17 protein-coding genes are annotated in these 25,918 nt (G+C 70.9%); all 17 read left to right on the top strand.

Annotation, left to right across the window (positions count from 1 at the left end):
* The first annotated feature begins 45 nt into the window (after positions 1–45).
* The 17 genes from Pth03_RS13755 to Pth03_RS13675 all read left to right on the top strand — a co-directional run bounded on the left by Pth03_RS13755 (position 46) and on the right by Pth03_RS13675 (position 25,827).
* On the top strand, positions 46–3,891 hold the full coding sequence (locus Pth03_RS13755; protein WP_203944622.1) for an amino acid adenylation domain-containing protein: 3,846 nt from the start codon (positions 46–48) through the stop codon (positions 3,889–3,891).
* 42 nt (positions 3,892–3,933) lie between these two features.
* Complete coding sequence (locus Pth03_RS13750) at positions 3,934–4,158, top strand: tautomerase family protein (RefSeq protein ID WP_203944621.1); 225 nt, start codon at positions 3,934–3,936, stop codon at positions 4,156–4,158.
* A 9-nt stretch (positions 4,159–4,167) separates the two neighbouring features.
* Positions 4,168–4,770, top strand: a complete 603-nt coding sequence (epsC, locus tag Pth03_RS13745; RefSeq protein WP_203944620.1) for a serine O-acetyltransferase EpsC — start codon at positions 4,168–4,170, stop codon at positions 4,768–4,770.
* A gap of 25 nt (positions 4,771–4,795) precedes the next feature.
* A complete protein-coding gene (cysK, locus tag Pth03_RS13740) occupies positions 4,796–5,764 on the top strand; it encodes a cysteine synthase A (RefSeq protein WP_203944619.1) in 969 nt (322 codons plus the stop codon).
* Positions 5,765–5,805: 41 nt separating this feature from the next.
* Positions 5,806–7,095 carry an ATP-grasp domain-containing protein gene (locus tag Pth03_RS13735; RefSeq protein ID WP_203944618.1) on the top strand — a complete coding sequence of 430 codons (1,290 nt, stop codon included), beginning with the start codon at positions 5,806–5,808 and terminating at the stop codon, positions 7,093–7,095.
* Positions 7,092–8,351 (top strand): ATP-grasp domain-containing protein, encoded by a 1,260-nt coding sequence (locus tag Pth03_RS13730; RefSeq protein ID WP_203944617.1) that lies wholly within the window; start codon positions 7,092–7,094, stop codon positions 8,349–8,351. Before Pth03_RS13735 ends, Pth03_RS13730 begins: the two co-directional genes overlap by 4 nt.
* Positions 8,351–9,643, top strand: a complete 1,293-nt coding sequence (locus Pth03_RS13725; protein WP_203944616.1) for an MFS transporter — start codon at positions 8,351–8,353, stop codon at positions 9,641–9,643. Before Pth03_RS13730 ends, Pth03_RS13725 begins: the two co-directional genes overlap by 1 nt.
* Complete coding sequence (locus Pth03_RS13720; RefSeq protein ID WP_203944615.1) at positions 9,640–10,944, top strand: ATP-grasp domain-containing protein; 1,305 nt, start codon at positions 9,640–9,642, stop codon at positions 10,942–10,944. The genes Pth03_RS13725 and Pth03_RS13720 overlap by 4 nt, the downstream gene beginning before the upstream one ends.
* A gap of 74 nt (positions 10,945–11,018) precedes the next feature.
* A complete protein-coding gene (locus tag Pth03_RS13715; RefSeq protein WP_203944614.1) occupies positions 11,019–11,921 on the top strand; it encodes a DMT family transporter in 903 nt (300 codons plus the stop codon).
* Positions 11,922–12,019: 98 nt separating this feature from the next.
* Positions 12,020–17,530 (top strand): type I polyketide synthase, encoded by a 5,511-nt coding sequence (locus Pth03_RS13710; protein ID WP_203944613.1) that lies wholly within the window; start codon positions 12,020–12,022, stop codon positions 17,528–17,530.
* A 43-nt stretch (positions 17,531–17,573) separates the two neighbouring features.
* Positions 17,574–18,452, top strand: a complete 879-nt coding sequence (locus Pth03_RS13705; protein ID WP_203944612.1) for a 3-hydroxyacyl-CoA dehydrogenase family protein — start codon at positions 17,574–17,576, stop codon at positions 18,450–18,452.
* Positions 18,453–18,464: 12 nt separating this feature from the next.
* Complete coding sequence (locus Pth03_RS13700) at positions 18,465–18,716, top strand: acyl carrier protein (RefSeq protein ID WP_203944611.1); 252 nt, start codon at positions 18,465–18,467, stop codon at positions 18,714–18,716.
* Positions 18,717–18,738: 22 nt separating this feature from the next.
* On the top strand, positions 18,739–19,878 hold the full coding sequence (locus Pth03_RS13695) for an acyl-CoA dehydrogenase family protein (RefSeq protein WP_239119010.1): 1,140 nt from the start codon (positions 18,739–18,741) through the stop codon (positions 19,876–19,878).
* A complete protein-coding gene (locus tag Pth03_RS13690) occupies positions 19,875–20,924 on the top strand; it encodes an HAD-IIIC family phosphatase (RefSeq protein WP_203944609.1) in 1,050 nt (349 codons plus the stop codon). Before Pth03_RS13695 ends, Pth03_RS13690 begins: the two co-directional genes overlap by 4 nt.
* Complete coding sequence (locus Pth03_RS13685) at positions 20,921–22,240, top strand: aspartate aminotransferase family protein (protein ID WP_203944608.1); 1,320 nt, start codon at positions 20,921–20,923, stop codon at positions 22,238–22,240. The genes Pth03_RS13690 and Pth03_RS13685 overlap by 4 nt, the downstream gene beginning before the upstream one ends.
* A 20-nt stretch (positions 22,241–22,260) precedes the next feature.
* Positions 22,261–24,132, top strand: a complete 1,872-nt coding sequence (locus Pth03_RS13680) for an AMP-binding protein (RefSeq protein ID WP_203944607.1) — start codon at positions 22,261–22,263, stop codon at positions 24,130–24,132.
* A 3-nt stretch (positions 24,133–24,135) separates the two neighbouring features.
* Positions 24,136–25,827 (top strand): class I adenylate-forming enzyme family protein, encoded by a 1,692-nt coding sequence (locus tag Pth03_RS13675; protein WP_203944606.1) that lies wholly within the window; start codon positions 24,136–24,138, stop codon positions 25,825–25,827.
* The last annotated feature ends 91 nt before the right edge of the window (positions 25,828–25,918 follow it).

Genomic DNA, 25,918 nt, shown 5'->3' with positions numbered 1-25,918 from the left:
GTTTCGCGCCGGGCGGGGTTTCGTTCGACGACCAAGGAGGTCATCGTGGACCGTGCGGGTTTCCTGTACACAGAAGACCGGCACACGGCCGCGACCGGCGGACCGGCCGTATTGACGGCAGGTGGCGAATGCCTCCCCGAGCTGCTGTGGGAGCAGGTCTGGACGCAGCCGGACGGCACCGCGGTCAGCTGCGCGGATCAGCGCCTCACCTTCCGGGAGCTGGCGGAACGTGCCGCCGGCGTCGCGGCCTACCTGCGGCACCTCGGCGTCGGCCACGACGACAGGGTGGGGCTGTTCGCCCACCCGTCGATCGACATGGTGGTCGCCGTCTGGGGGATCCTGCTGTCCGGTGGCGCGTACGTGCCCCTGTCTCCCGGCTATCCCGCCCAGCGGCTGCAGTACATGATCGAGGACAGCGGGGCCGCTCTCATCGTCACGCAGGAGGGGCTTGTACCCGAGCTGGCCGAGCTGACCGAGGCCCGCAGAGTCACCCTGGAGGACGCGGCCCGCTTCAACGACGGTCGCGGCCCGGTCGCCGAGTGGGAGCTGCGCGGTTCGGCCCGGCCGGACAGCCTCGCCTACGTCATCTACACCTCGGGCAGCACGGGCAGGCCCAAGGGCGTGATGATCGAGCATCGCGCCATCGTGAACCAGATGCGCTGGTTGAACACCGAGCACAAGCTGGACCGGCGGCGGGTCGTGCTGCAGAAGACGCCGATCAGCTTCGACGCCGCCCAGTGGGAGATCCTCGCCCCTGGCTGCGGCAGCACGGTCGTCCTGGGGGAGCCGGACCTGTATCGGGACCCCGAGCGGCTGATCGACACGATCGTCGCCCATGGCGTCACGACTCTGCAGTGCGTGCCCACGCTGCTCAAGGCGCTGCTCGACACCGAACGATTCGCCGCCTGCACCTCGTTGGAGCAGGTGTTCAGCGGCGGCGAGGCGCTGCCCAGGACGCTGGCCCGGCGCTGCCTGCAACTGCTGCCCGGAGCTCAGCTGATCAACCTGTACGGTCCCACGGAATGCACGATCAACGCCTCGGCGCACGTCGTCGGGCCGGACGACGACGGCCCGCAGACGATCCCGATCGGCAGGCCGGTGCACAACACCCGCTTCTACATCCTGGACGAGCACCGTGCTCCCGTGGCGATCGGTGAGGTCGGTGAGCTCTACATCGGCGGCGTCCAGCTGGCTCGCGGCTACCTGAACCGGCCGGACCTGACCGCCGCGAGCTTCACCGGCACCCCCTTCGCGCTGGACTACAGCTGCCCCACGCTGTACCGGACCGGAGACCTGGCCTACTGGACCACCGACGGCACCGTTCAGTTCGTCGGCAGGGCCGACAACCAGGTGAAGGTGCGTGGCTTCCGGGTGGAGCTGGACGAGATCAGGCAGACGATCGAGTCCCATGACTGGGTGCGAAACGCGGCAGTGGTGGTCAAGCGCTCTCCCCGCACCGACGTCCAGCAGCTCGTCGCCTTCATCGAGCTGAACCCCAAGGAAGCCGCCCTGATGGACCAGGACAGGCACTCCGCGCATCACCTCTCCAAGGACAGCAGGCTGCAGGTCCGCGTCCAGCTGTCCAACGGCGGCTGCAGGGACGACGCGGAGATCGGCGGCAAGCAGGTGCTGAACCTGCCCGGCCGGGAGCCCACCCCCGTGCAGAGGCGGCGGGTTTTCGCCCGCAAGACCTACCGCTTCTACGAGGGCGGCGAGGTCACCAAGGACGACGTGCTGCGGCTGCTGGCCAGACGGCCGCCCGCCGCCCGCCCGCGACGGCCGGCCACGCTCGGCTGGGAGGAGCTGGGCGGAATCCTCAGATACTTCGGCCAGTTCCTCAGCACCGAGCGGCTGCTCCCCAAGTACGGCTACGCCTCGCCGGGCGCGCTCTACGCCACCCAGATGTATCTGGAGATGAACGGGGTCGCGGGGCTGGAGCCCGGCCACTACTACTACCACCCGGTCAGGCACCAGCTCGTGCTCATCCGGCCCCTGCCCGGGCGAACCGGCCCGGTGCTGCGGCTGCACTTCGTCGGCAAGCAGCGGGCCATCGAGCAGGTCTACCGCGACAACGTCCGCGAGGTGCTGGAGATCGAGGCCGGCCACATGGTCGGCCTCCTTGAGGAGATCCTGCCCGAGCACGGGCTGGACATCCGGCCCCTGGGCTACACGCCGGGGGTCATGGACCACCTGGAGTGCGCGCAGGGCGACGAATACCTCGGCACGTTCGAGGTCGGCCCCCACCAGCCGGACGAGCATGCCGGCCCCGCGGTCGAGCTGTACGTGCAGGCCCATCCGGGCCGGGTGGCCGGGTTGCCCTCCGGGCTGTACCACTACACCCTCGGTGACCTGGAGCCGGTCTCGCCGGACATTCTGCAGCGCAAGCACGTCGTCGCCATCAACCAGCGGGTGTACGAGCGCGCCAGTCTCGGCGTCTCCATGGTCAGCGCCCGCCCGAGCTGGCTCAGCTACGTCGACCTGGGCAGGACCCTCCAGCGCCTGCAGATGAACGACCTGAACCTGGGCTTCATGTCCTCGGGCTACAGCTCCAGGACCGGTCACGACCTGCCCTCGGCGCTCAGGCTGGACCACATCCTCCGCGGCTGCGGCCGCCAGACCGGCCCGTCCTACTTCTGCGTCGGCGGAAAGGTCGCCGACGAGCAGGTCCGCAGCACGGACATGAGGGAAGACGTCGTGCACATGAAGGGGCCGCGGGAGATGATCAGGGACGACCTGGTCACGCTGCTGCCCGACTACATGGTGCCGAGCCGGGTGGTGATCCTGGAACGGCTGCCTCTCACCCCCAACGGCAAGATCGATCTGACGGGGCTGGAGGCGATGGATCCGGCCGCCGACGCCGCCGGCCGGCCCGTCGTCCCTCCGCGCACGCCGGCGGAACGGCGGATCGCGGCCGTTTGGCGCAGGCTCATGAACGCCGGGGAGCTCTCCGTCCTGGACGACTTCTTCGACAGCGGTGGCGACTCCCTCGTCGCGGTCGCGCTCGTCAACGCGGTGAACCGTGATTTCGGCAGGTCGCTGCCGCTGCAGGTGGTGTTCGAGGCGCCCACGATCGAGCAGCTCGCGCTGCGGGTGAGCGGCTCACCGCAGGCGCCGTACTCGCGGCTGATCCCGCTGCACCCGCAGGGCGAGGGACGTCCGGTGTACGTCTGGCCGGGGCTCGGCGGCTACCCGATGAACCTGCGTGTGCTCGCCGGACGGGTCGGCCTGGACCGGCCCGTGTACGGCGTGCAGGCCCACGGGATCAATTCCGGCGAGGTGCCGTACCCCACCATCGAGAAGATGGCGGCGGCCGACGTCCAGCTGATCAGGGAGGCCCAGCCCGCAGGCCCCTACACGCTGTGGGGCTACTCCTTCGGCGTGCGGGTCGCCTACGAGGCGGCGTACCGGCTGGAGCAGGCGGGCGAGAAGGTGGACCACCTGTTCCTGATCGCACCCGGTAGTCCACGTGTCGCGGGCGGCCGTCCCAGCACGACGGGGTACGGCGACCCCGTCTTCCTGACGATCCTGTGGTCGGTCTTCGCGGCCTCCACCAGTGGTCCGCTCCTGGACGAGTGCCTGCGCACGGTCCGGGACGCGGAGGGTTTCGTGGCGTTCGCCGCCGAGGCGTTCCCCAGCCTCGGCCGGGACCTCATCCGGCGGATCGTGCGAATCGTCCAGCTCACCTACAACCTCGGATACGGCCCGGCCGAGCTGGCCGCCCGACCGGTCGAGGCGCCCGTGACGGTCTTCCGCTCGCGCGGAGACGAGCCGTCCTTCGTCGAGGGCCGGGCCCCCGTCGTCGCCGACCTGGTGGCCGACCACTACGGGACGCTGCGGGAGCCCGGCGTGGACGAGCTGGTTCAGGCGATCAGGGACCGGCTCGGCGCATGACCGCGAGCCACGACAGGCCCACTACACATAAGGAGGCCCGTGATGCCGCACGTGTCGATCAAGCACTTTCCGGCTGACCTCACCAAGGAGCAGGAGACCGCGCTGGTCGGCGCCCTCACCGAAGCGGTGCGCATGGCCTTCGGCTGCGACGAGGGCGTCATCTCGATCGCGCTGGAGCCGGTCGACCCCGGCGCGTGGCAGGAGCGCGTCTACCAGCCCGAGATCATCGAGCGCAGGCACCTGCTGCGCAAACAGCCCGCCTACTAGGAGGGCACAGTGAACCCGCCTGGACTGCTGGCGGTCCTCAGGGAGGACCTGCACACCGTCGTCGAGCGCGACCCGTCCGTGCGCAGCGCCGCCGAGGCCCTGCTGCATCCGGCGCTGCCCGCGGTGTGGGCGCATCGGGTCGCCCGGCGGCTCCACACCCGCGGCAGGCGCATGACCGCCCGGCTGATCATGGTGCTGGCCCGGGCGGTGACCGGTGTGGAGATCCACCCCGGCGCGGAGCTGGGCCGCAAGGTCTTCATCGACCACGGCTCCGGCGTCGTGATCGGGGAGACCGCGGTGGTGGGCGACAACGTCACGCTTTATCACCAGGTGACGCTCGGCGCGGTCGGCTGGTGGCGCGACAACCTGCGCCCTGCCGGCCAGCGGCGCCATCCCATGGTGGGCGAGGGGGTGGTGATCGGCGCCAACGCCACCATCCTGGGCCCGGTGACCATCGGCGACGGCGCCGTCATCGGCGCTCAGTCGTTGATCGTCACCGACGTACCGGCCGGTGCCCGGGCGCTGGCCCCCACCGCCGCGCTGAAGCTGCGGCAGGAGGGGCGCCAGACCTACGAACTGCTGCGCCACAACGCCTCCGCCGGCTCATGGTGACAATTCACGTCCCTAGGGAGAGACCATGCTGGGTCAGACCGACGTCGTCACGCCCAGGATCGCCGACAGCATCGAGGATCTGATCGGCAACACCCCGCTGCTGCGGCTGCCCGTCGACGGCGTGGCGCCGGGCGCGCAGATCCTGGCCAAACTCGAGTCCGTCAATCCCCTGTCCAGCATCAAGGACCGGGCCGCGCTGTGGATGATGCGTGCCGCGGAGGCCGCCGGTAGCTTACGCCCCGGTGGAACCGTCATCGAGGCGACCTCGGGCAACACCGGGATCGCGCTGGCGGCTCTGGCTGCCGCGCGGGGCTACCGCTGCGTCATCGTGCTGCCCGACAGCGCCACCGCCGAGCGGGTCGCGCTGCTTCGGGCGCTCGGCGCGGAGGTGGAGACGACCCCGCGCGAGCTGCGCTACCAGGGTGCGGTCGATCGCGCCGAGGAGCTGAATCGGGCCATACCCGGTTCCTGGTTCGCCAGGCAGCACGAGAACTCCGACAACGTCAGGGCGCACCGGGAAACCACGGGCCCGGAGATCTGGGCGGACACCGCGGGCCGGGTCGACGTCCTGGTGTGCGGCATCGGGACGGGCGGCACGCTCTGCGGCGCAGCCGGCTATCTCAAGCAGCTCAACCCGAGCGTGCGGGCGGTCGGCGTCGAGCCGGCGAACTCGCCGCTGCTGACCGAGGGGTGGGCCGGCACTCACGCCATCCCCGGGCTGAACGGCGGCTTCGTCGCCCCCACCACCGACGTCGAGCTCATCGACGAGGTGCTCACCGTGACCGACGAGCAGGCCATGGACACCGCCCGCCGACTGGCCCGAAGCGCGGGAGTGTTGGCCGGCATCTCGTCCGGCGCCGCGGTGCACGGTGCGATCCAGGTGGCCGGCCGCCCGGAGAGCGCGGGCAAGACCATCGTCACGGTCCTGCCCGATACCGGTGAGCGCTACCTGAGCGTGTGGTTTCCCCCAGGAGAACTGGCGCAGGACAAGTAGCGCAGGACAACTAGAGCCGGACAACGAGCGAAGGATCAGTCATGGACAAGACCATCCTCCTGGTCGGCGGAAACGACGACGCCGTACGCAAGGCCGCGCGGCTGGGCCTGCGCGTGTTGTTGCTCCAGCACCCCACCAAGCTGACGGCCGAGCAGGAGCAGTTCGCGGAGGAGATCCGGATCGTCGACTACACCGAGTGGGGCCAGGTCGAGCGCGCGGCCAAGGAGTTGTGGGACAGCCCCGGCTTCTCTGTGGCCCTGTCGCTGACCGAGCCCGGGCTGGAACCGGCGGGCCGGATCAACGACATGTACGGCCTGGGCGCCACGGGTTACGAGGTCACGAGGAGGTTTCGCGACAAGCTGGCCATGCGGCGGCACCTGGAGAGCGTCGGCGCGGGCGCGGTTCCTGCCGAGCCGCTGCTGCGACGCCAGGACATGGACGCCTTCGCCGCCGCCCACGGCTACCCGTTCATCGTCAAGCCCACCGACGCCACCGCGAGCATCGGGGTGTTCCGGGTGGACGGCCCCGTCGACTGCGACCGGGTGTGGGGGAGCACCTCACGGCTGCGCGGCACCCGCACCGACCGGGTGTCGTCGATGTACGTGCTCCAGGACTTCATGATGGAGAAGTACGTCGAAGGCCCGGAATACAGCGTCGAGTCCTTCAGCTTCGCCGGCCGCCACGTCGTGGTGACGCTGACCGAGAAGTTCGTCGACACCGGCTCGTTCGCCGAGGTCGGGCATGCCGTACCGGCGAGGGTGCCCGAGGGGGTCCGTGAGTCGGTCCGCGTCTGCGTCACCCGGTTTCTGGACCAGATCGGGCTGCGGGACGGCGTCGCCCACACCGAGGTGCGCGTGGGCCCCGACGGCCCGGTGATCATCGAGAGTCACAACCGCATCGCCGGCGACGCCATCCCCGAACTGGTCTGGGGCGCGTACGGCATCGACCTGAGCACATACGCGTTCGGCTGGCCGTTCCGGCTGGTCCCCGAGCTGCCCGACCGGCCCGAGCCGCACGCGGGGGCCTGCACGAGGTTCATCGTGGCGGGGCCCGGGCGGGTGGAGTCGGTCGCCGGGGCCGAGGCGGCCCTGGCCGAGCCCGGCGTGCTGGACGTGCGCATCACCGCCAAGCCCGGAGACGCGACGCGCCCGCTGCGCGACAACTGGGACCGGCTCGGTCTGGTCGCGGTCACCGGCGCGGACGCCGACGCGGCGATCGAGCGTGGCGCAGAGGTCATCGGCGGCGTGGTCAAGATCGGCATTCTCGGGGACGACGGCCGGCAGCGGCTCGCGCACGCGGCTCCCGTCGGCGGTCAGGAGGTGCCGGCGTGAGCGTGCTAATTCTCCAGCGCAACCCGCTGGAGCCGTTCCCGTACGAGCGCTGGCTGGCGGACTACCCGGGCGACGTGGTCGTCCTGGTGGCCAGGGACAAGCTGGAGGCCGTCGGCGAGGAGGTGCCGCAGGGGGACCTCGGTTACACCCGCCTGGAGGTGCTCGACGACTTCTCCGACGAGCAACTCCTGTTCAAGCGGGCGCGCGAGCTGGCACAGGAGTTCGGCACGCGGTACGTCGTCGCGCACAACGAGGCCGACGTCGTGACGGCCGCCAGGCTTCGTGAGCGGCTCGGACTGCCCGGTCCGTGGACGGCCGATGTGCTCCCGTTCCGGGACAAGGCGCTGATGAAGCGGCTCGTCGCGGCGGCGGGCGTCGAGGTGGCCACGCACGTCGTGCCCCGCACCGCGGCCGACGTGCGCCGGTTCGCCACCCGCCACGGACTGCCGGTGGTGCTCAAGGAACGAAGCGGGTTCAACGCCATCGGCCTGCGCATCCTGCGCGACCCGGACGAGCTGGAGACGTGCCTGGCCACCGCCTTCGCGGCGGGCCCGCGCGACGACCTGCTGCTGGAGGCCTACGTCGAGGGCGCGATGTGCCACGTCGACGGCCTGGTCGTCGACGGCAGGACCGCGCTGGTCTGGCCTTCGCAGTACCAGTACCAGCTCGCCACCTTCGGCAGCGACTCCGGTGCCCGCATCGATCTGACCCTCGACACGGACGACCCGCTCACACCGCGGCTGCTCGAACTCACCGAGCGGGTCCTGGCGGCGCTGCGCGATCCGGAAGGCCGGCTGCGCCACCACGCCTTCCACGCCGAGATCTTCCACACCCCCGATGACCGGCTGGTGTTGTGCGAGATCGCCTGCCGTCCCGCCGGAGCCAAGATCAAGGAAGTCTTCCGCGCCGTCTTCGGCATGAACCTCGGCGAGTACGCCACCCGGGCCCAGGTGGAGCTGCCGCTGCCCGGGCTGGACCCGGCGGCTGCGCCGCCGCGGCCATTGCGCATGGCGGGTCAGGTGCTCATGATGAAGCGGCCAGGCATGATCCGCGCGGTTCCCGCCGCACCCGAAGAGCCGTGGGTGGAGGGGTTTTGGCTGTACGGCAGGCCCGGCCAGGTCGTGCCCGCGGCCGGCGGCTCCTCCGACTTTCTGCTCGCGGCCGTGGGATCGGCGCCCACCCGGGTGGAGTGCGAGCGGAGGCTGCGCGCGCTGGGCGCGCGGTTCGAGGGTGAGACGGAGAACGTGGAGGTGTGATGAAGGCACCGTCGATCCAGGTCAGGTACATGCTCGGCATGGTGGTCGACGCCACGGGCAGCGGTATGTACCTGCCGCTGTCCCTGCTGTACTTCCATCACGTGACCGGGCTGCCGGTGACCCAGGTCGGCGCCATCATGAGCGCGGCGGCCGTGCTGGGCCTGGTGAGCAACCCGCTGACCGGCTTGCTGATCGACAGGTTCGGGGCGCGGGCCGTCGTGGTCGGCGGCTACCTGCTGCGCGCCGTCGGCTTCGCGACGTACCCGCTCGTGGACGGCGCGCCGGCGATGTTCGCGGCCGTGGCGCTGGTCGCGTTCGGCGACGTGTCGTTCCCGCCGTCGATCCAGTCGTTCGTCGCCGAGATCGTCAAGGGGCCGGCCCGCGACAAGATGCTCGCCGTGCAACGCAGCACGCGTAACGCCGGGCTCGGCGCAGGCGGCCTGCTGGCCGGTGCCGTGCTGACGTGGGGGAGCGACGCCGCCTACCACGCGATCGTCCTCAGCGCCGGCGCCGCGTACGTGTGCGCCGCCGTGATCATCCGGTCGATCCCGGCGCCGGGGACGCGCGGCGCGGGCGCCGCTCCTGTGCGGCGCGGCTACCGGCTGGTCGCACGCAACCGTCCATTCCTGACGCTCACGCTGCTCAACGTGCCGGTGGCGTTCGGCTACATGGTGCTGGCGGTGAGCCTGCCGGTGTATCTGACGCAGGAACTCGGCGCACCCGAGTCGCTGGTGGGGGTGCTCTACGCGGTCAACACCGTGGGCATCGCGCTGCTGCAGATCCCGGTGACCCGGGTCGTCATCGGCTACCGGCGCACCCGTGCCACCGCGCTCGGCATCTCGCTCTTCGCGCTGTCGTTCGTGGCCTTCGCGGTGCTCGGCGCGGCCACCCCCGCGCAGTCGGTGCTGCTGACCGGCGTGTTCGCCGCCACCGCGGTGTTCACGCTCGGCGAGCTGCTGCACGGTGCGACGGCGTCGGCCCTGGTCGCCAGCGCGGCACCGGAGGAGACCCGCGGCCGCCACCTGGCCGTCTACCAGCTGTCGTGGGCCATCCCCACCGCGCTGGCTCCCGCCGTACTGACCTGGCTGCTCACGCTGTCGGTGACCGGCATGTGGCTGGTGCTGACGGCAGGTGTCGCGGCCTCCGCGATCACCATGCTCCGGCTGGAGCCCCGGCTGCCGGCCCAGGCGGTGCGCCCGACGCCCCCGTCCCTCCAGGAAGCCGCACCGCCTGACTCGCCATCCCCATCCCGGCCTTCCGGGCCGGTCAGCATCGGGCAGGAGACCTCGTGAAACCGAACGCCTTCCTCCTCACCGGATCCTTCTACGTCATCAGCCGCGCGCCCCGCTACCTGGAGGAGCTGGCGGCGCGCGGGCTGAAGATCCTGGTGGTCACACCGTCCGAGTGGCGGGACGAGGCGCTGCGCGCCGTCGCCGTGCCGGGCAGCCCGGCTGCGGCGATCACGGATTTCGCCTTCACCGACGGCGACCTCAAAGTGGAGAACTCCTACATGCCCGGCGTGATCGCGGGGGTGCGGCGCTGGCTGGACCAGTACACGATCGCCGGCATCTGCGCGGTGGGGGAGACGCTGGTCGAGCCGACCGGCGTGGTCGCCGACGCGCTCGGGCTGCGGTCACCCGGCCTGCGGGCGACCCGCGCGTGCCGCAGCAAGTACCTGCAGCGGCTCTATCTGCCGGAGTTCAGCCCGGCCTCGCAGGTCGTCCCCGCGGGCGGCCGCGACGGTCTGACGCCCGCCGTCGGCTACCCGGCCGTGTTGAAGCCCGCCACCCGGCACTCCAGCTCGGGGGTGTGGACGATCCACGATGAGGCCGAGCTCCGCGCCAGACTGGCCGAGTACCCCCCGTACGAGACGCTGCTGCTGGAGGAGAAGGTCCTCGGCCCCGAATACTCGGTGGAGAGCCTGGTCCAGGACGGCAAGACGATCTTCGCCTCGGTGACGCGGAAGCGCACCAGCGACGCGCACGCCGACACGTTCGTCGAGCTGTCGCACACGGTCACCGACCAGCCGGGCAGCCTGCAGGACACGCTGCTGGCCGCCAACCGGCAACTGCTGGAGAGGCTGGACTTCCAGGACGGCATCGCCCACGCCGAATGGCGGCTCGCCGCCGACGGCCGGCCGTACCTGATGGAGGTCGCCGCCCGCACCCCCGGCGACGGGATCACCACGCTTTATCACCTGGCCACCGGCAGTCCGGTCGAGCCGGAGGTCGTTCGTATCGCGCTGGGGGAGCCCGCGTCGTACCCGCAGCTCACCCGGCACGCCCGCGAGGTGTATCTGGAGCACGCCCCCGGCGTGCTGACCGACGTGACCCTCGACTGGCCGGGCGTCACCCCGCATTGGGTCGGCGACACCACCCTGTGGCCCGAGGTGCCGCCCGGCTCGCCCGCCGACCCGCCGGCGCTGCGCGCGGTGTTCGTGCTGAAGAACCGCGGCTACCACATCCAGCCGTTGCGCAGCTCCGAGGACCGGGTGGTCAGCTTCTTCATCGACGCGCCCACCCCCGGCGAACTGGATTCCCTGGAGAACCGGGTCCGCGCCGCCCTCACCGTCCACGTGCGTCCCGAAAGCTGACATGAGCGCGGGCCGCGCCGCAGGCCCGCCGTCCCGCAGTCCCATGTGGCCGGCGTGAGGACAAGGAGAGATGCATGAGTGCACGAGGATGGGCGCTCTTCCTGATGATGTGCGTCATCTGGGGCATCCCGTACCTTCTGATCAAAGTGGCCGTCGACGGCGTCTCCGTGCCGGTGCTGGTGTTCGCCCGCACCGTCATCGGGGCGGCCGTCCTGTTGCCGCTGGCGTTCCGCGCCGGCGGGTTCGCCGTGGTGCGGCGGCACTGGCGGCCGCTGCTCGTCTTCGCGATCATCGAGATCATCGCACCGTGGTGGCTGTTGTCCGACGCCGAGCGCCGGGTGGACAGCTCGCTGGCCGCGCTCGTCATCGCGTCGGCCCCGATCATCGCCGTGGTCATGCTGCGGGCGATGGGTGACTCCGAAAGGCTCACGCCCATGAGGTGGGCGGGCCTGCTGGTCGGGCTGGCCGGCGTCGCCGCACTGGTCGGGCCCAACCTGCGCGGCGGGGATCCGTGGGCCGTCATCGAGTTGCTGCTGACGACGTGCGGTTATGCGGCCGCGTCGCTGCTGGTGGCGCGGAAGCTGGGCGACGTGCCGGGGATTCCGATGACGGCCGTGTGCCTGGCGTCGACCGCCTTGGTGTACACGCCGGCGGCGGTTGCGACCTGGCCGGCGGCGATGCCGTCCGCCGGCGTGCTGGGCGCGTTGGCGGGCCTCGGCGTGATCTGTACGGCTGTGGCCTTCGTGACGTTCTTCGCGCTCATCCGCGAGGTCGGGCCCACCAGAGCCATGGTCTTCACCTATGTGAACCCTGTGGTCGCGATCGCGGCGGGCGCCGTCGTGCTCGACGAGCCCGTCACGTGGCTCATGGTGGCCGCCACCGCGCTCATCCTCGGCGGTTCGGCCATGGCCGCGGGGAAGCGCAAAGAAGAGCCCGGCCGGCCCGCTCCCGTCGCCGCCGTGGCGGAAACGAACTGATCGCCCGGGCGCGCGAGTGAACACGCACCGCGCCGCCGTGCATCCCGCTGGTCGCTGAACACGACAGCAAACCCCAAGGTCGGAGGGACGATTTCGCCATGCCAGAAACCGTTGACGGACATCACATCGCGGTGATCGGCATCGCCTGCCGCTTTCCCGGAGCCGCGAACCCCGCCGAGTTCTGGCGGCTTCTTCGGTCGGGCACCGAGGCGGTCACGGTGTTCTCGGACGAGGAGCTGGCGGCCGCCGGCGCTCCTCAGGATCTGATCGACGATCCGCACTACGTCCCGGCCGCAGGCGTGGTGGCCGACTCCGACGGGTTCGACGCCCGGCTGTTCGGCGTCAACCCCAGGGAAGCGACGCTAATGGACCCCCAGCACCGGGTCATGCTGGAGTGCGCGTGGGAGGCGCTCGAGGACAGCGGCCACGACCCGAGGAGCCCGCGTGGACGGGTCGGCGTGTTCGCAGGGGCCTACAAGAACGCCTATCGCACGTTGCTCGGCCCCCTCACCGAGCCGTCGGAGCAGTTCCTGGCAGGGGTGTCGACCGACGACGACTACCTGGCGACCAGGATCTCCTTCAAGCTCAACCTGACCGGTCCTGCGGTGTCGGTGCAGACCGCCTGCTCCACGGCTCTCGTGGCGATGCACACCGCGTGCGAGTCGCTGCAAAACGGGTCGTGCGACCTGGCACTGGCCGGTGGGGTCACGATCCGGTCCGGCGAGGTGCCCGGCTACCACTATCACGAGGGAGGCATCTACTCGCCCGACGGGCACTGCCGGGCGTTCGACGCGGCGGCGCAGGGCACGGTCATCGGGGAGGGCGCGGGGATCGTCGTGCTCAAGCGGCTGTCCGACGCGCTCGCCGACGGCGACCGGATCCGTGCGGTCATCAAGGGATCGGCGATGGGCAACGACGGTGCGGACCGTGTCGGCTTCTCCGCGCCCGGCGTCGCGGGCCAGGCGCGGATCATCGAGGCGGCCCTGCGCCGCGCCGCCGTACACCCCGGCACGATCGGGTACGTCGAGACGCACGGCAGTGGCACCCCGCTCGGGGACAGGATCGAGATCGACGCGCTGACCCGCGCCTACCAGGCGACCGGATGGACGTCCGGCACCCGCGCGATCGGCTCGGTCAAGACCAACGTCGGCCACACCCACGCCGCCGCCGGCATCGCGGGCCTGATCAAGACCATCCTCTGCCTGGAGAACCGGCAGTTCCCGCCGAGCCTCCACTTCACGCGGCCCAACCCGCGCATCCGGTTCGACGAGTCGCCGTTCCGCGTGGTCACCGAGCTCACCCCGTGGGAGCCCGACGGCATGCCGCGGCGAGCCGGGGTGAGCTCCTTCGGACTGGGCGGAACCGGCGTGCACGTCGTCCTGGAGGAGCCCCCCGCCGCGCCGCCGGCGACAGGGGACACACCGGACGCACAGGAGCGGTGGCACGTGCTTCCTCTGTCGGCGGGCGATTCGGAGGCACTGGAGGCGGCCACCGACCGCCTGGCCGAACACCTGGCGCAGCACCCCGAACTGCCGCTGAGCCAGGTGGCCAGGACGTTGCAGACCGGCAGGCACGCCTTCACGCACCGGAGGGCCGTGGCGGTCCCGGACAGCAAGGGCGCCGTCGAGGCGCTGAGCACGCCGCAACGGCTCCTCACCTTCAGCGTGACCAACACCGCCAGGCAGGTGGCGTTCCTGCTGCCCGGGCTGGGCGAGCAGTACGAGCACATGGGCCGGGAACTGTACGACTCCGAGCCCGTCTTCCGCCACCACCTCGACCGCTGCTTTGAGATCACGCGGGAGCGCGCCGGGCTCGACCTGCGTTCCGCCCTCTTCCCGCAGCACGGGCAGCGTCCGAAGGACGCCGGCGCGGGCACGGTCGACCTGCGTGCCCTGCTGGGCCGGGGCGGCGCCTCCTCCACGCTGGACCAGACCCGCTACGCCCAGCCCGCGATGTTCGCCGTCGAGTACGCGCTGGCGCAGCTCTGGCTGGCCCGCGGCGTGCGGCCGGAGGCGATGATCGGCTACAGCCTCGGCGAGTACGTCGCCGCCACGCTGGCCGGGGTGTTCACCCTGGAGGACGCGCTCTACCTGGTGGCCGAACGCGCCAAGCTGATCGACGGGCTCCCCGGCGGCGCCATGCTGGCCGTGCAGCTGCCGGAGGCGGACCTGGCGAAGGCGCTCGGCTCCGAGGTGTCCCTCGCCGCGGTCAACGGCCGCGATCTGTGCGTGGTCGCCGGGCCTGACCCGGCGATCGCGGCGCTGCAGGAGCGGCTGGCCGCCGACGGTGTGGCGGCCAGGAGGCTGCGCACCACGCACGCCTTCCACTCCAGCATGATGGAGCCGATCGTCAGCCGGTTCACCGAGCTGGTCGCCACCGTGCCGCGCACGCGGCCGAGCGTGCGCTACCTCTCCAACGTCACCGGCGACTGGATCACCCCCGAGGAGGCCGTCGACCCCGCCTACTACGCGCGCCATCTGCGCCACGCGGTCCGGTTCTGGGACGGCGTCCGCCGCCTGTGGGAGCAGCCGGGCCGGATCCTTCTGGAGCTGGGGGCGGGCCAGTCACTCGGCTCGCTGGCACTGCAGTCCAGACCCCGTACGGCGGACGCGGGCGCGCAGGTGCTCGGCTCTCTACCCGGAGTGGGGGACACCACCTCCGACACGGCGGTCATGGCCACCACCACCGCCAAGCTCTGGGTGTGCGGAGTCGAGCTGGACTGGGACGGCGTGCAGCCCGAACGGCGCAGGGCCGCCCTGCCCGCCTACCCGTTCCAGCGCCGCCGCTACCGGCCTTCCGGCGGCGTCGCGGCCCCGGAACGGCCGCGGGAGGAGAGCGGGCAGCGTGACCTGGCGGACTGGTTCCACATCCCGCACTGGGAGTCGCTGCCGCCAACACCCGCCCAGGTCACGGAGGGGGAGACCTGGCTGCTGTTCGCCGACGAGGCGGGGGTCGCCGACAGGCTCGCCCGCCTGCTGGCCGAGCGCGGCGCCGCCCCGGTGACCGTACGGCGGGGCGACGGCTTCGCCGTCAAGCCCGACGGCACCTACACGGTGAACCCGGCCGACGCCGGCGACTACGCGGCGCTGCTCCGCGAGCTCACGGCGGCAGGCAGGTTCCCCGCCAGGATCGTGCACCTGTGGCTGGTGTCCGAACGCCCCGGCGACGCGCTGGCCGCCCAGACGGTGGCGGACGCCACCCGCGACGGCTTCGCCGGCCTGCTCGCACTCGCGCAGGCCCATGGCCGGGAGGCCGCGCCGGTGGAGGTTCCGGTGGAGGTGGCCGTGGTCTCCAGCGAGATGCACGCCATCGTCGAGGGCGACAGGTCGCAACCCGCCAAGTCGCTCGCGCTCGGCCCCGTCCGGGTCTGGCCGCTGGAGAACCCGCAGGTGATCTGCCGCAGCATCGACCTGGCCGACCCCAGCCCGGCGAGCGCCGATCGGCTCCTCGACGAACTGGGCCGCGGCGTCGAGGCGCGCACCGGCGCCGACGTCATGGCGATCAGAGGAGGGCTGCACCTGCGTCAGACCTTCCGGCCCGTGCACCTGGTGCAACCCGCAGGCACCCGGCGGTTCCGCCGCGGCGGCACCTATCTGATCACCGGCGGGCTGGGCGGCATCGGCTTGTCCGTCGCCGCCTACCTGGCCGAGCACGTCCAGGCGAACCTCGTGCTGACAGGCCGTACCGCGCTGCCGCCCCGAGCGGAGTGGGATCAGTGGGCCGGCCGCGACGGCGAGACCGCCGAGCGGATCAGGTCCGTGCTGCGGCTGGAGGAACTCGGCGCCGGTGTCATGGTCGCGGCCGCGGACGTCACCGACGCCGGGCAGGTCGGTGAGGTGGTACGGCAGGCGGTCGAGCGGTTCGGCGCGCTCCACGGCGTCGTCCACGCCGCCGGTGTGCCGGGCGGGGGGCTCATCCAGCTGAAGGACGCAGGGTCGGCGGCCGCGGTGCTCGCACCCAAGGTCGCCGGCGCGCTGGCGCTCCGCCACGCCTGCGCGGGCATGCAGCTGGACTTCGTGCTGCAATGCTCCTCCGGCATCGCGGTCACCGGCGGCATCGGCCAGGTGGACTACGCCTCGGCCAACTCCTTCCTGGACGCCCTCGCCCACCACGAGCCCGGCATGGTCTCGGTGAACTGGGACGCCTGGAAGAACGTCGGCATGGCCGCGAAGTCCATCACGCCTGCCAGGGAGCCCGTTCGGCACCCCTTCCTGGAGCGGCGGCTCGCCGAGGGCAGGTTCTCCGTCTACGTGACGCACTTCGACGCCGAGCAGTCCTGGCTGGTCGACGAGCACCGCATGCTCGGCCGGCCGGTGGTGCCCGGCGTGGGACACCTGGAGCTGGTCAGAGCGGCCTTCTGCGACGACCACGGCCGTGGCGACCAGGTTGGCGAGCAGGGCGTCGAGCTGACGGACGTGACGTTCCACACCCCGATCGTGATCCCCGACGACGGGCGCAGACAGGTCCGCGTCGTCCTGGAGAAGGACGCGGAGGGTGCGGCCTTCGCGGTCGTCAGCGCCCACCGGGACGGCTCGGGCGCCGAGCGCTGGCAACTGCACTCCACCGGCCGGATCGGCGAGCTCACGGCTGAACGGCCGGCCCCGCTGGACATCGCGGCCACGACGGCGGATCTGCGGGACATCGGCCGGCCGGACGGCGGCGGCCCGATGGGCTTCGGCGCCCGGTCGAAGTGCCTGACCCGCATGCACGTCGGAGACGACCGGTTCCTGGCCAGGCTGGACCTGGCCGAGCAGTTTCGGGGCGAGGTGAGCGGGCTGCCGCTGCACCCGGCCCTCATGGACATCGCAACCGCGTTCGTGGGCGTGCACCACGCCAAGGAGTTCCGGATCCCGATCTCGTACGGCAGGCTGCGCGTGTTCGCGCCGCTCACCGCGTCGGTCTACAGCCACCTCGAGTACGGCGACGGCGACCGGGCCGGCAAGGAGACCGTGACGTCCGACGTCACGATCACCGACCTGGACGGCCGGGTATTGGTGCGTGCGGAGCGGTTCGTCCTGAAGCGGGTCCACGACCTGGACGAGCGGCTGCGGGTGGCGCACGACGCCACGGCGGGCAAGGTCACGTTCTACGACCTGCCGGCGATGCACGACGGGGACCGGCCGGAGTCGGCGGGATTCCTGCAGACCGCGCTCGGCCACGGGATGACTCCGACCGAGGGCACCGAGGCGTTCGCCAGGATCCTGTCTTCGGGCACGGGCCCGCAGGTGCTGGTCAGCACCCGGTCCCTGGCCGCGGTGACGGAGCAGGTGGCGCAGGCTCGTGCCGTACCTGCGGCGGCCGGTGGGATCCGGGAGAGCGCACCTGCCGTGCTGCACCCGCGGCCCGGCCTGCTGACCCCGTACGAGGCGCCGCGCGACGGCGTCGAGGAGCGCCTGGCCGTGGTCTGGCAGGAGCTGCTCGGCGTGGAGAAGGTCGGCGTCCACGACAACTTCTTCGAGCTGGGCGGCCACTCCCTGCTGGGGCTGCAGCTGGTGCCGAAGCTGCGCGAGGCCTTCGGCGTGGAACTCGCCATCGGCACGATCTTCGATGCGCTGACCGTCGCCGGGCTGGCGGCCGCGGTGCGCGCCGCCGGTGTGGCCGACCTCTGACCGAACCGACCGAACCGACTGAACCGACCGAAATGGAGAGAGCATGCCTGATATCGCAATCCGTACGATCGGTGTGATCGGTGCCGGCGTGATGGGCAGCGAGGTGGCGCAGGTCTTCGCCCAGTCCGGGTTCGAGGTCGTCCTCGTGGACGTCACCGACGAGGCGCTGGAACGGGCCCGGAAGACCGTCGAGCGGAACCTGCGCTTCCAGCGGATGCTGGGCTCGCGGCGCGGTCTGGCCGAGCCCCCCACCGCCGACCGTGGCGAGGTGCTGTCGCGCATCCGCTTCACCACCGACCTGGCCGACGTCTCCGCCGCCGACTTCGTGGTGGAGAACATCACCGAGGACTGGGACCTCAAGCGCCCTGCGTACGAGGAGCTGGACCGGGTGTGCAAGCCGCACGTGGTCTTCGCGGTGAACACCTCGTGCATCCCGATCACCCGGGTGGGTGGGGTGACTCAGCGCCCGGACAAGATCGTCGGCGCCCACTTCATGAACCCCGTGTCGCTCAAGCCCATGGTGGAGGTCATCAGAGGCTTCCACACCTCTGACGAGACCGTGCAGACCATGCTCGACCTGCTCGCCGAGATCGGCAAGGAGGGCGTCGTGGTCGCCGACTCGCCGGGCTTCGTCTCCAACCGTGTGCTGATGCTCACCGTCAACGAGGCCGCCTACCTCGTGCACGAGCACGTCGCCGACGCCACCCAGGTCGACCGGATCTTCAAGGGCTGCTTCGGCCACGCGATGGGCCCGCTGGAGACCGCCGACCTGATCGGGCTGGACACCATCCTGCTGTCGATCGAAGGCCTCTACGAGGCGTTCGGCGACAGCAAGTACCGGCCGTGCCCACTGCTGAAGCAACTCGTCGATGCCGGCCTGCACGGACGCAAGAGCGGCCGTGGCTTCCACGTCTACCAGTAGGAGAGCAGATCAATGGAAACGGTCAAGGCGAAGGTCAGGGAGTTTCTCCGCGGCTACATCGCCGACCACGATTTCGCCGACGACGAGGACATCTTCGCCTCGGGCTACGCGAACTCGTTGTTCGTGATGCAGCTGATCTACATGGTGGAGCGGGAATTCGGGGTCACCGTGGCGGACGACGACCTGGAGTTCGCCAACTTCCAGTCGATCGACGCCGTCGCCGCGTTCATCACGTCCAAGACGGCCACGCCCGTCGGCGCCTGAGCGGACAGCCATGATCGCCGGCGTGCACTCACTTACCGACGTGCAGGGCAAGATCCTGCGGAACCATCGGCGCTTCAGCGAGACCGAGATCGCGCCTCACGCCAACGAGTGGGACCGTGCGGGCCGCGTGCCCCGCGAGGTCGTCACCGCGATGGCCCAGGCGGGACACATGGGCGCGCTGATCCCGGCCGAGTACGGCGGCGCCGAGCTCAACATGATCGAATTCGGCCTGCTCAACGAGGCGATCGGCTTCGGCTGCTCCTCGGTGCGCAGCGTGCTGACCGTGCACAGCATGGTCAGCCAGGCCGTCACCCGCTGGGGCAGCGTGGAGCAGCGCCACGCCTGGCTGCCCCGTCTGGCGGGCGGCGAGTGGATCGGCGCGTTCGCGCTGAGCGAGGCCGAGGCCGGCAGCGACGTCGCACAGATCACCACCACCGCCACGCCGGAAGGGGACGGCTATGTCCTCGACGGCGCCAAGCGGTGGATCACCTACGGCCAGGGAGCCGATGTCTTCCTGGTGTTCGCGGGCTACCAGGGCCGCTACAGCGCGTTCGTGATCGAGCGGGACACCCCCGGGCTGAGCGTGGTGCCGATCGACGGCATGCTGGGCACCCGCGCCTCGATGCTTGCGGAGTTGCGGTTCGACGGCTGCCGCGTGCCGCGCTCCGGGCTGCTCGGCCGGCCCGGGTTCGGGCTGGCCCCGGTGGCGAGCGCGGCACTGGACATCGGCCGGTACAGCGTGGCCTGGGGGTCGGTCGGCCTGGCCCAGGCCTGCCTGGAGTCGTCCCTCGGCTACGCACGGGAGCGCAGGGCGTTCGGCGTCCCGGTCTTCGACCACCAGCTGGTGCAGCGGCTGATCACCGACATGGCGACGACCGTCTCGGCGGCGCGCCTCCTCGGCCTCCAGGCCGGGGAGATGATGCAGGCCGGTGCCCCGGGCGCGATCGCCGCGGTGTGGATGGCCAAGTACTTCGCCTCCACCGGCGCCTTCCGTGCCGCCTCCGACACCGTGCAGATCCACGGGGCATATGGCTGCGACCCGGCCGGCGCGCCCCAGCGGTTGTTCCGGGACGCGAAGGTCATGGAGATCATCGAGGGCAGCACTCAGATCCAGCAGACCATGATCGCCCGCCTGGTGCCGTACGAGGAGAGGCGGACATGACGAAGCACAAGACCGTGAAGTGCCTGGTCTGGGACCTGGACAACACCCTGTGGGACGGCGTGCTGCTGGAGGGCGACGACGTCAAGCCGTTCCCGCACGCCCTGGCCACGCTCAAGGCCCTGGACGAGCGGGGCATCCTCCACTCCGTCGCCAGCCGCAACGATCCCGAGGCGGCGCTGGCCAAGCTGCGCGAGTTCGGGCTTGAGGACTACTTCCTCTACCCGCAGATCGGCTGGCAGGCCAAGTCGATGTCGCTGAAGGCCATCGCGTCGGACATCAACATCGGCGTCGACGCCCTGGCCTTCGTGGACGATCAGCCCTTCGAGCGCGAGGAGGTCGCCTTCGCGCTGCCGGACGTGCTCTGCATCGACGCCACCGAGGTCGCCACGATGCTCGACATGCCGGAGTTCACCCCCAGGTTCGTGACCGAGGACTCCAGGCGGCGGCGCCAGATGTACCGGGCCGACCAGCACAGGAAGGTCGTGGAGGCCGATTTCGAGGGGGCGCAGGAGGCGTTCCTGGAGAGCCTTCGGATGCGCTTCACGATCAAGGAGGCGACGCAGGAGGACCTGCAGCGGGCGGAGGAGCTCACGCTGCGCACCAACCAGCTCAACACCACCGGCTACACCTACTCCTACCGCGAGCTGGAGGCCGTGCTGGCCTCGGACCGCCATCTGCTCCTCACCGCCGCGCTGGAGGACCGATACGGCCCCTACGGCACCATCGGCCTGGCGCTGGTCGAGAAGGCCGACACCTCGTGGACCATCAAGCTCCTGCTCATGTCGTGCAGGGTGATGTCCCGCGGCGTCGGCACCATCCTGATCAGCCACATCAAACGGCTGGCCCGCGACAGGGGAGTGCGGCTGCTCGGTGAGTTCGTCCCCACCGGCAGGAACCGCCAGATGCTGATCACCTACAAGTTCAACCGGTTCTCCGAAGTGGAGCGCCGGGGCGAGTTGGCCGTCTTCGAGGCCGACCTCACCACGATCCCACCGGATCCCCGGTACGTGCACGTCGTCACCCCGTTGAGGAGTTCGAACCAATGACGCAGGCTCCCCTTGAGACGCGAATCACGAGCGAACAGCTGCTGGACGCCACCCGGGCGGTCATCGCCGGCGGCGGCAGCAGCAACATGCGCAACCTGGGCGTCACGACCCCGCTGGTGCTCGACCGGTCCGCGGGCTGCCGCCTCTGGGACGTCGAAGGCAACGAGCTGATCGACGTCAACATGGGCTACGGCCCGCATCTGTTCGGCTACGCCGACCCCGACGTGCTGGGCGTGGTGGCGCAGCAGCTCCGGCTGGGCGCCATCACCGGCATCCCGCACCGGCTCGACCATCAGGCGGGCGAGCTGATCGCCGCCACCGTGCCGACGATCGAACAGGTCAGGTTCGCCAACTCCGGCACCGAGGCGATCACCTCGGCCCTGCGCCTGGCCCGCCACCTGACCGGCCGCAGCGGGGTGGTGACGTTCGAGGGGCACTATCACGGGTGGAGCGAGACCGTGCTGCGCAAGATGGCGATCACCAGCAACGGTGAGGACCCGCAGGGCGCCGTCCCCGGCGCCCCCGGCATGATCCCCTCGGCCCTGTCCCACACGTTCCAGCTGCCCTGGAACGACGTCGCCGCGCTGGAGCGGCTCTTCACCGAGCACGGCACCGAGATCGCGGCCGTGATCCTGGAGCCGATCTGCGGCAACGCCGGCGTCGTGCAGCCGCTCCCCGGCTTCGTGAAGCAGATCGCCGAGCTCACCGCCCGTCACGGCGCGCTGCTGGTCTTCGACGAGGTCATCACCGGCTATCGCGTCGCGCTCGGCGGCGCGCAGGAGCTACTGGGTGTGCGGCCCGATCTCACGATCTTGTCGAAGGTGATGGGTGGAGGCTTCCCCGTCGCGGCGTTCGGCGGCAGCAAGGAGATCCTGGCGCCGCTGGCACGTAACGAGGCCTTCCACGCCGGTGTGTTCGCCGGCAATCATGCGGCGATGGCGGCCGTGGTGGCGATGGTGAGCAAGCTGAGCCGCGACCCCTCGGTGTACGACACGCTCAATGTGCTCTCGTCCTACCTGGAACAGCGCCTGGCCGCCGCCTTCGCCGACGCCGGCAGGCACGTGCGGATCACCCGCGCCGGTTCGGTGATGTCCATCGCGCTGCTGACCGGTCCGCAGAAGACGGAGTCCGACTACGACGCGGCCGTGCCGTTGATCGACTTCACCGCACACCGCCGGTTCCAGATCCTGTGCCAGGAGGCCGGCGTCTACTTCCACCCCAACCCGCTGGAGCCGTGGTTCCTGAGCACCGCGCACACGCCCGACGTGCTCGACGCGGTGGTCGACGCCGTCCAGAAGTCCCTGGTCCGGCTGTAACCGACCGGGGGCGAACTGACATGCGCATCGACGTCCTCAGCGACGTGCTTCTCCACCTGGGTGTGACCCCTGAGGAGGTCACACCCGACGCCAGGCTGCGGGCCGACCTCGCGCTCAGCTCGGTCGAGACGACCGAGCTGGAGCTGGAGCTGGAGCGCCGGTTCGGGATCCGGGTCGACCTGTGGGACGCCAGGGACTACGCGCTCGGCGAGCTGGCCGCGTTGATCCCGGAGCCCCAGGGACGTCCCGTGCTCGACATTCCGAGGGTTCAGGGCGCCGAGCTCTACCGCGAGCTCGGCCTCTGGAGGCCCGAGACGCTGGACGCCGTCATCCTCCGGCAGGCGGCCGCCCGCCCCGGCGCGGTGGCGCTCGTTCAGGGCGACCGCCGCATCACCTACGGCGAGCTGGCCGCCCGCGTCGACGGCTGCGCCGCCCGGCTGCGGGCGCTCGGCGTGACCGGCCCGGATCCCTTCGTCGTACAACTGCCCAACAGCATCGAATACGTCGTGCTCGTGCTCGCGCTCATGCGGCTCGGCGTGCCGCCGGTGCTGACGCTGCCGACCCTGCGCGAGTACGAGCTGGACCGGATCTTCGAGCTCACCCGGGCGACCGCGATCGCGGTGCCCGGCCGGCAGCGCCGTTCCAGCCATCTCGCCATGGTGGCCGGATTGCGCGAGCGGCACCCGGACCTCACCACGGTGCTGGTCGCCGGCGGCGACGACCCCGAATACGACCTGGTACGGCTCTGTGACCCCGACCTGGCCCCCGATATGGCGGCACCTGGTTCCGAGCCGTCCGGCCCGGCGCTGATGCTGCTGTCCAGCGGCACCACCGGCCCGCCCAAGGTGATGGCCCGCACCCATGAGGACTACGGCTACGTCGTCCGGGCCACCTCGGAGGTCGCGGGCGTCAGCGCGGACACGGTCTATCTGGCCGTGCTGCCCGCCACGCACACGTTCGTGCTCGCCTACCCCGGCGTGCTCGGCACACTCTCGGCCGGCGGCACGGTCGTCCTCGCCAGTGCGGAGGATCCGCGGTCGGCGCTGGAGCTGATCCAGCGCGAGCGGGTCACCCACACCGCCGCCGTGCCGGGGCTGGTCAGGCAGTGGCTCGGCGTGCTGCGCACCGAGCACTACGACCTGTCCGGCCTGAAGGTCCTCCAGGTCGGCGGCGCCCGGATCGACCCCGACCTGGCCGAGCAGGTCGTCGAACTGCTGCCCTGCACGCTCCAGCAGGTGTACGGCATGAGCGAGGGCCTGGCCAACTTCACCCGGCTCGACGATCCGGCTCCGGCCGTGCTCACCACGCAGGGCAGGCCGGCCTCGCCGTACGACGAGATCCGCATCGTGGACGACGACGAGCAGCCCGTGCCTCCGGGGGAGGTGGGCCAGCTCCTCACCCGCGGTCCCTCCACGATCGGCGGGTACTACCGCGACCAGGCGGCCACGGCACGGGCCTTCACGCGTGAAGGCTTCTACCGCACAGGAGACCTGGCCCGGCTGCTCCCCGACGGCAACCTCCAGATCGCCGGACGGATCAAGAACCTCGTCAACCGCGGCGGGGAGAAGGTCTGTGCGGAGGAACTGGAGGAGTTCGTCAGGCAGATGCCGCAGGTGGCGGCCGCGGGCGTGGCGCCGATGCCGCACCCGGTGTACGGCGAGACCGTCTGCCTCTTCGTGGTGGCGACAGGCGCGGAGCCGCCGGGGCTCGTCGACGTGCGCAGGCACCTGACCTCCAGCGGCCTGGCCGGTTACAAGCTGCCGGAGCGGCTGGAGGTCCTCGACGCGTTACCGGAGATCGGCGTCGGCAAGCTCGACCGGACCGCGCTGCGCGAGCGTGCCCGCTCGCTGGTGGCGGCCGGTGAATCCCCTCGTTCCAGTACAGGAAGGTGAACCATGAAGCTATCGGACAAGGCGCTGCTGACGACCGAACAGCGGCGGCAGTTCGCCGAGAAGCCCGGTGTCGGCGGCGGCAACCTGCTCACCTCGGCCATCGAGTTCAACCCGGACCCGGAAGCCAGGTTCATCCGCTCGGCCCGCCCGCTGACCACCACCGACGGCACCCAGCAGAGCGACTTCAACCTCCTGGAGCTGGACCAGCTCGCGCAGAGTTGGGCGGTCTGGTACCTCAACAAGGGCGTCAAGCCCCGTGACCGCGTCGCCGTCTACATGAAGGACTTCTTCGCCTACTCCATCCACTACTACGCGCTGGCCTCGATCGGCGCCATCGCCGTGCTCGTGAACAGCAAGGCCCCGCAGGAGATCGCCGCCTCCCTCATCGGCAAGACCACCCCGGTCGGCCTCTACACCGACCGTGAGCACCTGGCCAGGCTCGGCGACGAGATCGACAAGCTCGCCGGCATCCGCTGGATCCAGCTGGAGGAGGAGCTGCCCGCCCCGCCCGCCGCCGTGCTGCCCAAGGAGGCCCGCTGGCGGCACGCGCCCGAGGACCCGGTGTCGATCATGCACTCCTCCGGCACCACGGGACTGCCCAAACCGGTCACCCAGACCCACCAGTCCAGCGTGGCCGGGCCGCGCTTCCGGCTCACCATCGAGGACCCGACGCTGGTGCCCGGCGGCGTGATGCTGGCCGCGATGCCGCAGTCGCACCTCGGAAACGTCCACTACATGACCTACGCCATCTTCGGCGGCACCCCGATCGTCCCCGCCTTCGACCCCACGCCCGAGGAACTGGTCGCGGCCATCGCCGAGTACCAGCCGACCTCGGTCATGGCGTTCGGCCACACCTGCGTCGACCTCGCCGGTCTGGACCTCGCGCCGGGCGTGCTGGACTCGGTCGGCCACTGGGTCACCACCGCCGACGCCGTCCACTACGAGCACATCCGCAAGGTGCTCTCCCAGCGCAGCCCGCACCTGCCCTCGGCCACGTGGCTGGACCGGCTCGGCACGACGGAGCTGGGCTGGGCGGTGCTGCTCAAGCCCACGACGCTCGAGTCCGAGCGCAACGACCGCTGTGTCGGCAAGCTCGTGGGCGTGTCGGAGGTGGCGGTGCTGCGTAAGGACGGCTCGCACGCGGACGTCGGCGAGGTCGGCCTCCTCGGCGCCCGCGGCCCGGCGATCACGGCGGGCTACTGGAACGACTCCGACACCACCTACCGGAGCAGGCTCGGCGGCTACTGGTGCCCCGGCGACATGGTCTACCGCGACAAGGACGACAACTTCTACCACGTCGACCGTGCCGTGGACACCATCGAGACCGCCGGCGGTCCCGCCTACTCGGTGCTCCTGGAGGAGACCCTGCTCAGCGACGTACCTGACATCCTCGACGTCGCCGTCGTCGCCGGCCGGCTGGGCGAGGATAACGTGGTCGTGGGCGTCGTCACCTCCGAAGCCGGCGAAGTCGACGCGCAGAGGCTGCTGAAAGAGGCCAACGAGGCCCTGGCGGCCGCCGGCCACCCCGCGCTCTCCGTCGTCGAGATCGTCGACACGCTGCCCGTGGGTGTCACGGGGAAGGTCCTCAAGCGGCAGCTCAGGGAGAGGTACGTAGCGCTGGAGAAGATCGCGAAGCAGTCCGACTCCAGCGTGGTCGCGGTCACCGGCACGGTCAAGGAGACCCTCGCCGCGTGAGTCCGCTCCACGGCGCCACCCCACCGTCACGTGACACGGGGTGGCGCCGCCCCCTTTCCCGCCGACCGGCTTGCCGCCGGGTTTCGCGCCG

Source organism: Planotetraspora thailandica (assembly GCF_016863335.1).
GTDB lineage: Bacteria > Actinomycetota > Actinomycetes > Streptosporangiales > Streptosporangiaceae > Planotetraspora > Planotetraspora thailandica.
This window is presented reverse-complemented; position numbering and strand designations above follow the sequence as displayed.